The following is a 7,148-nucleotide window of genomic DNA, read 5'->3' on the forward strand; positions in this document are numbered from 1 at the left end:
CGTATTTTGCGAGTCAAGCCAATTTGTTGATTGTTCGTCTGGAGACAGTGATGGAAGGCTCTGCCGTATCGGATTCACAGGATGGCCAGATCGCATCGCCGCGCCGGGCACCGAGCCAGCAGCGCAGCCGCGAGCGGGTCGAGCGCATGTTGGCCGCCGCGTCGGCGCTGATCGCCGAGCAAGGCAGCGATGCGATGCGCATGGGCGAGGTGGCCGAGAGGGCCGGCGTGTCGATCGGCTCGCTCTACCAGTTCTTCCCGGACAAGCGGGCGATCATCTGGGCGCTGGCCGAACGCCACACCGCCGAAAGCCAGGCCTGCATTGCGGCAGCACTTGCCGACGTCAGTGACGCCGACGGCTTGCGCCACGCATTTTCGGAGCTGGTGGATATCTACTACCGGTTATTCCTGGCCGAGCCGGTGATGCGCGACATCTGGTCGGGGACACAGGCCGACAAGGCATTGCGCGAGCTTGAGCTTGCCGACAGCCGGGCCAACGCCGAATTCCTCACTGCGGTGCTGAAGCGGTTGCGGCCGTCCGCCGATCCGGAAGCGCTGGAAACGACGGCGTTTCTCATCTGGCAGATGGGCGAGGCCGCAATGCGGCTGGCGATCTCGGTCGGGCGGCAGGAAGGCGACAGGCTGGTTGCCGCCTACAAGCGGATGGCGCTCAGGGAGTTGCTCGATCGGTAGGACCGCACCTAGGCAACAAAAAACCCGCCACGAGGGGCGGGTTTTCGATGTACGAAAGGTCGTTGGCTTAGAGGCCGAAACCTTCGAAGCGCTTCTTGAACTTCGACAGGCGGCCACCGCGGTCGAGCAGGGTCTGCTGGCCGCCGGTCCAGGCCGGATGGGTGGTCGGGTCGATATCGAGGTTCATCGTATCGCCTTCCTTACCCCAGGTCGAACGGGTCATGTATTCGGTGCCGTCGGTCATGACGACCTTGATGGTGTGATAGTCGGGATGGATGTCGGTCTTCATGGTTCTGTTCCTGGCTTGCCGGGTGCTGCCGACGGGCTGAAGCCTGCGTCGATGCGCCCCTTTTTAAAACTCGAAGCCGCAGCTATTGAGGAGCCACGGCTTCTAAAACGGTCGGCGAGCCTATACATCAGCCGGAATTGAATCACAAGCCGCGGCAAGCGCATATTGATGGCGCAAACCTCAAACGGCCAAAGGAAACGGTCATGGCGAACATCAGCGGCGATGCAGACGAGCGCAGGCGCTCGCTGAGGCCGCTGCAGCGCCTGTTTCCCTACATCACCCATTACCGCAAAATGGTCATTGGCGCGATCGTCTCGTTGGCCGTCGCGGCGGCGACGACGCTTGCGCTGCCGCTGGCCGTGCGGCGGATGATAGATCACGGCTTTTCCGCTTCCGACTCCAGCTTCATTGCCGAATATTTCGCCATGCTGGTGGTGATGGCCGCCGTGCTGGCGGCGGCATCAGCCAGCCGCTACTATTTCGTCATCACGCTTGGCGAGCGCGTCGTTGCCGATATCCGCCGCGATGTCTTTGCCCACGTCACCACGCTGTCGCCCTCCTTCTTCGACACGGCCCAGTCGGGCGAGATCGTCTCGCGGCTCGCCGCCGACACGACACAGGTCAAATCGGCCGTCGGTGCTACCGCCTCGGTGGCGCTGCGCAACGTCATCCTCGGCCTTGGCGCCGTGGCGATGATGGTCTTCACCAGCCCAAAACTGTCCGGCCTGGTCATCGCGGCCATTCCGGTAATCGTGCTGCCGCTGGTCGCCTTCGGCCGCTCGGTGCGGCGCAAGTCACGGCTGGCGCAGGATACTCTGGCCAATGCCACCGCCTACGCCAGCGAGCAGATCGGCGCGGTGCGCACGCTGCAGGCCTTCACCAACGAGAAGCTTGTAACCGGGTATTTTTCATCCGCCGTGGAAGCAGCGTTCGAAGCGGCGCGGGCCTCGATCCTTGCCCGCTCCTTTCTCACCTTCTTCGCCATTTTCATGATTTTTTCTTCGGTGGTGGCGGTGCTGTGGTTCGGTTCGCGCGACGTGCTCGACGGCACGCTGTCGCCAGGGACGCTTGGCCAATTCCTGCTCTATTCGGTGTTCGCCGCCGGCGCGCTCGGCGCCCTGTCGGAAGTCTGGGGTGAACTTGCCCAGGCAGCCGGCGCTGCCGAACGGCTGACCGAGATCCTGGCCGAGAAACCCGCGATCCAGGCGCCCGCCGATCCGAAGCCGCTGCCGGCAAAGGCGAGAGGCGCGATCAGCTTCGACGATGTCTCCTTCTCCTATCCGGCCCGGCCCGACCGCGCCGCCGTCCACGGCCTCAGCTTTCAGGTCAAACCCGGCGAGACGGTGGCGATCGTCGGGCCATCCGGCGCCGGCAAAAGCACCGTCTTTTCGCTGCTTCTGCGCTTCTACGATCCGGAGGCCGGCAGGATCGTCATCGACGGGGTCGATCTGCGCGAGGCCGATCCGGCCGCGATCCGCGCGCGCATCGCCATCGTGCCGCAGGACGTCACCATCTTTGCCGCAAGCGCGCGCGACAATATCGGCTTTGGCCGGCCGGGGGCCGCCCAGGCCGAGATCGAGGCGGCGGCGAAGGACGCGCTTGCCGACGAGTTCATCCTAAAACTCGAAAAGGGCTATGACAGCCAGGTCGGCGAGCGCGGTGTGACGCTGTCGGGCGGCCAGCGCCAGCGCGTGGCCATCGCCCGCGCCATTTTGCGCGATGCGCCGATCCTGCTGCTCGACGAGGCGACCTCGGCACTAGATGCCGAAAGCGAGACGCTGGTGCAGACGGCGCTGGACCGGCTGATGCAGGGCCGCACCACGATCGTCATCGCCCATCGGCTGGCAACCGTGCTGAAGGCCGATCGCATCCTGGTCATGGATGGCGGCCGCATCGTCGAGGAAGGCACGCATCAGAGCCTGGTCGCCAAGGGCGGCATCTATGCGCGGCTGGCCAAGCTGCAGTTCGATACCGGGGCGAATGCTTTCAGGGGCGCGGCCGAGTAGCATCGGCTACCGAGCCAGAGCCTGTTCCATACCGATGACATCGGGGTCGGGCTCTATCTTCTCATTTGACCGTGATCTTTTCCGAAAACCGGCATCCGCTTTTCGGCATCATTGTCCGCCCGCGGCCGCTGGGATTCTTCAGCCACCGAAAGCTCGGCGTTTGCCGCGTCGATAGGCGATGAACAGGGGAACGCCGACAAGCAGCGACAACAAAAGCATGCTGGCGACGGTCTGTCGCTGCTCCTTTGCCGGATCGCTGAGCTGCACATCGGCAGGCGGCTCTTCATAGGTAAAATCGTACTGCCACCGAATTTCGTCTGCGACGTCATCGACGGTTTTCAGATAGTCGGCAATCGCCTTGGCCGGCACTTCGGTTGCCAGCGTCTGAAAGTTCCATTCAACTTGAAATTCGGTGGGCGTGTTGGACCAGGACGCCTTGAGAGACAGATAGGGCGTCACGACGTTTTTCATCGACTCGCCGGAAAACCTCGCCTTGAGGTTGCGCACGGTCACCTTGTGACGCCGGTAGAACTGGGGGCCGAGGGAGACGGGCCCGGTTCGGTCGACGATTGTCGGGGTTGGAAGAGAGTTGTTGCCGAGATCGGCCGCGCGGATCGGGAAATTCTTTGCCAGATCGTTGGCCGCCAGCGCCTCCGCCGGCAAGCGATAACTTTCCTTCACGCTCACTATGTTGCCGTCGCGGCGATCCACGATTTCCGGCTTGGCGACGGTTTGGATGCCCGGATATTGCTTGTTGTAATATTTCAGGTAGGCGTCCGACACCTCGCTCAGCGACCGGCTGGCCAAGTTGCCGCGCATCCAATCGGCATCGGCGTCCTCATATGTCGAGAAGACCGTCAGCACGAGGGGATCGCCCGGTTTCCGCGGAAAGTCGAAGTCCTCGACGATCTGGATCGATGGGCTGGTAAGCACAGGACTCGGCATCTTCTCCAACCCCCCGGTGCTGGAAAGCGGCAGCGCGAAGCCGTAGTCCGGCTGTGCGAGATTGTGCGCCTTGCCGCCCTGAAGATAGTTCGTGGCGTCCAGCCAATATGTCTTTGCTCCGATCCTTGCCTTGACGATGGCATGGTCGAAATCGCGAAGCGCCGGCAGATGCTGGTCCAGGGCCCGTCCCTCGTCGAGATCGGCCAAGGCGACCTCTGCAGCAATGCCAAGCCGCACAAGCGACGAAACCAGCAGCAGTGCCTTGTCCTTGCAGTCACCAAACCCGCTCAGGATGACCGTCGCGGGATCACGCGGAACGTAGGAACCGGCACCCATCGACAGGCTTACATAGCGGATCTGGTCCTGCACCAACCGCATTGCCTCGACCATCCGGTCTTCGGGCACCGGATGCCGCAGAGCGATGTCGTCGAGCTTTGCGGCAAAAGCCGAGGGAAAAACGGTCGCTGGCTTGTAATAGGGCGCAACGGCCTCGACCACACTTTGCCAATTCGCGGTAGACGCGACATCGATGGAGCCCCAGCCTGGATAGGTCACGGGCAGGTTATCCTCGACATTGACCGGTTTCGGGTTTGGAATTTCCCACAGATAGGTGGTGTCCGGCCCAGTCGGGGAGATCGAGGGCCTGAGTCGGGTTCCCCTGGTCTTGATCTCGAGCGGCTGGCCCGAAGGCCAAATGATGCTTGTGCGGATAAGCGCTACCGGCTCTTCCCATTCGGTGGAGAAATTCTTGAAGAAGAGATCCTTGCCGACCAGCGGTGTTATTTCATAGGTCGACCCGTAATCGACGATGTCGCCGGTACGCACATCATCGATGTTGACATGTGCTGTCAGCCAGCCGTCGAAGACGCCTTTCTCGGCATCTCTTTCCCTGCGGAAGATGTCGAATTCGACGCCTTCCAGCCGGTCCAAAACGGCGCCATCGCGGATGATGTGAAGATGGTTGAGCGTGACCTTGTGCCGGGACGGATCGAACTGCAGATCGATACTCGCGCCACGATCCAGGCCGGGACGGTCGACGATCTTATAGACGGTGCGCGAGTACTCGACATAGCCGCCGGCGCGATGCTTGATCTGGTCGTCCGAGAGCAGCCATGAAACGCCCTTCTTGATTTGATCCGATCGGGTGGGATCGGCAGCCGGAATATCAAGCTGCTTTACCCAGCTTTCTGCCGGACCCTTGAGAACCATGTCGTCGGACATGGCGGGAGAACTCAGGCCGATCAATAAGATGAAAAGTACCAAGCGGGGCCAGAAGGACTTCATCCCATGAAAACTGTAACAGGCAGACATCTACGCTCGCCCAACTTGGAAGAACTCCTTTTTCAGAGGCTTTCCCACCAAAGTAAAGGCCAGTCTCGCGGATTTCTGCGGTCACTGCGGCAAAGACCAGAAATAGATGAAGCGCCTCAGTTCCCGTACCGCTTCTTCAGATGGTCGGTGAAATGCACGGCATTGAGCTTTTCGCCGGTGGCGCGTTCGAGCAGTTCAGGCGTCGACCAGCGCGAGCCTTGCGACCAGATCCTTTTGCGGCGCCAGTCGTTGATCGCGGCGAAATCTCCCTTGGCGAGGTCTTCGTCGGCTGACGGATGATCCCTGGTCAGCGCCGCCCATTGCTGCGCCGCCATCATGGCGCCGAGCGTGTAGGAGGGGAAATAGCCGAAGGCGGCACCCGGCCAGTGGACGTCCTGCATCGGACCATCAGCCGGATTGTCTGATGTCGACAGGCCGAGATAATCGCGCATCTTGGCATCCCAGGCTTCGGGCAGGTCGGCTGCCTCAAGCCGTCCCGAGACAAGCTCCTGCTCCAGCTCGTAGCGCAGGATGACATGCAGCGGATAGGTGACCTCGTCGGCATCGACGCGGATCAGGCCACGCTCGACCCGGTGCACATGCGGCAGGATGTCGTCGATCGTCCAGCTCTCGCCGAGGTGCCTTTCGACCACCGGCAGCGCCCAGCGCCAGAATTCTGGATTGCGGCCGATCTGCTTTTCGACGAACAGGCTCTGGCTTTCATGCACCGCCATGCCGCGCGCTTTGCCGAGCGGCCAGTGCGCCCACGCCTTCGGCAGGTTCTGCTCGTACAGCGCATGGCCGGTCTCGTGCAGCACGCCCATCAGCGCCGACAGGAAATCCGAGGTCTTGTAGCGGGTGGTGATGCGCACGTCGCTCGGCACGCCGCCGCAGAACGGATGGTGCGAAACCGACAGCGAGCCGTGGGTGAGGTCGAAGCCGACTGCCGCCATCATGGCGAGGCCAAGCTCGCGCTGCTTGTCCAAGGGGTAGCTGCCGGAAAGCGGCTTCAGCGGATGTTTCGCCAGCCGCTCTTCCTGCACGGCCAGTGCCTCCGGCACGAAGCCTTTCAGGAAGGCCTTCAACTCGTCAAACACAGGCGTGATGTCGGCGGTGCGATTACCCGGGTCATATTGCTCCATCAGCGCGTCGTAAGGCTCGAGCCCGAGCACCTCGGCGCGAAGTGCCGCCTCCTCGCGGACCAGCGCCACGACGCCTTCCAGCGCCGGCAGGAAGCCGGCCCAGTCGTTCTTGGCGCGCAGGTCGCGCCAGAGCTGCTCGGAGCGCATGCGCGCGGTCGTCTGACGCTCGACGAACTCGACCGGCAGGCAGGTCAGGTTGGTGTATTGCCGGCGGGATTCCCTGACCGCGGCCTGCTGCTCTTCGTTCAGCGTTTCCTGCTCGGCCGCCGCGATCCAGTCGGCAATCTCCGGCGCAGTCGCCCGGGCATGGTGCATGCCGGCAAGCGCCGACATTGCCTCCGCGCGCTTCTCGCCGCCGCCGACCGCCATATGGGTCGCCTCGTCGGCGCCGAGGATGGCGAGCGCATGTTCCAGCGCTTCGAGCTTGTGGCCGAGGTCGTCGAGTTTTTGAAAGGACATTGTGGGTTCCGCTGATTTGACGGCGGGAAAAGATACCAATGCAAAACTGTTGGCAACCCCTGAAGCCCTCCGCGACCGATGCATTGACTGCCGGCCGCAACGGCCGAAAGGCATCTTGCGGAAGCGGTGGCGTGCGCCGGTTTCTAGTTCAAAGTCTTCTTCCTGATCTGCGTCGCCGGGGGGCCGCCCCAAAGGGGGGGGCCCGGGGGGCCGGGAAAAAAATTTATTAAAAGACAACGGGGGGGGGGGGGGGGGGGTTTTGGGGGGGGGGGGGGGGGGGAACAAAAAGGAGAACAAAAAAGTT

Annotated in this window: 5 protein-coding genes; 2 read left to right on the forward strand and 3 right to left on the reverse strand. The window is 62.6% G+C overall.

Features of this window, described 5'->3' with window-relative positions; genetic code table 11:
- Nucleotides 1-50: 50 nt before the first annotated feature.
- On the forward strand, nt 51-692 hold the full coding sequence (locus tag NKH23_RS04520; protein WP_352909866.1) for a TetR family transcriptional regulator: 642 nt from the start codon (nt 51-53) through the stop codon (nt 690-692).
- A 67-nt stretch (nt 693-759) separates the two neighbouring features.
- On the opposite strand, the gene rpmE is transcribed toward NKH23_RS04520, so the two are convergent.
- Entirely contained in the window at nt 760-981 is a 222-nt protein-coding gene (gene rpmE, locus NKH23_RS04525; RefSeq protein WP_006327661.1) for a 50S ribosomal protein L31, read from the reverse strand.
- 203 nt (nt 982-1,184) lie between these two features.
- Between rpmE and NKH23_RS04530 the strand changes: the two genes are divergently transcribed.
- Nucleotides 1,185-2,987, forward strand: a complete 1,803-nt coding sequence (locus NKH23_RS04530) for an ABC transporter transmembrane domain-containing protein (protein WP_352909869.1) — start codon at nt 1,185-1,187, stop codon at nt 2,985-2,987.
- 138 nt (nt 2,988-3,125) lie between these two features.
- On the opposite strand, the gene NKH23_RS04535 is transcribed toward NKH23_RS04530, so the two are convergent.
- On the reverse strand, nt 3,126-5,153 hold the full coding sequence (locus NKH23_RS04535; RefSeq protein WP_353034252.1) for a DUF3857 domain-containing protein: 2,028 nt from the start codon (nt 5,151-5,153) through the stop codon (nt 3,126-3,128).
- A gap of 206 nt (nt 5,154-5,359) precedes the next feature.
- Nucleotides 5,360-6,844 carry a carboxypeptidase M32 gene (locus NKH23_RS04540; RefSeq protein ID WP_352909872.1) on the reverse strand — a complete coding sequence of 495 codons (1,485 nt, stop codon included), beginning with the start codon at nt 6,842-6,844 and terminating at the stop codon, nt 5,360-5,362.
- Between the last annotated feature and the right edge of the window lie 304 nt (nt 6,845-7,148).

Source organism: Mesorhizobium sp. M1328 (genome assembly GCF_040318075.1).
Lineage (GTDB): Bacteria > Pseudomonadota > Alphaproteobacteria > Rhizobiales > Rhizobiaceae > Mesorhizobium.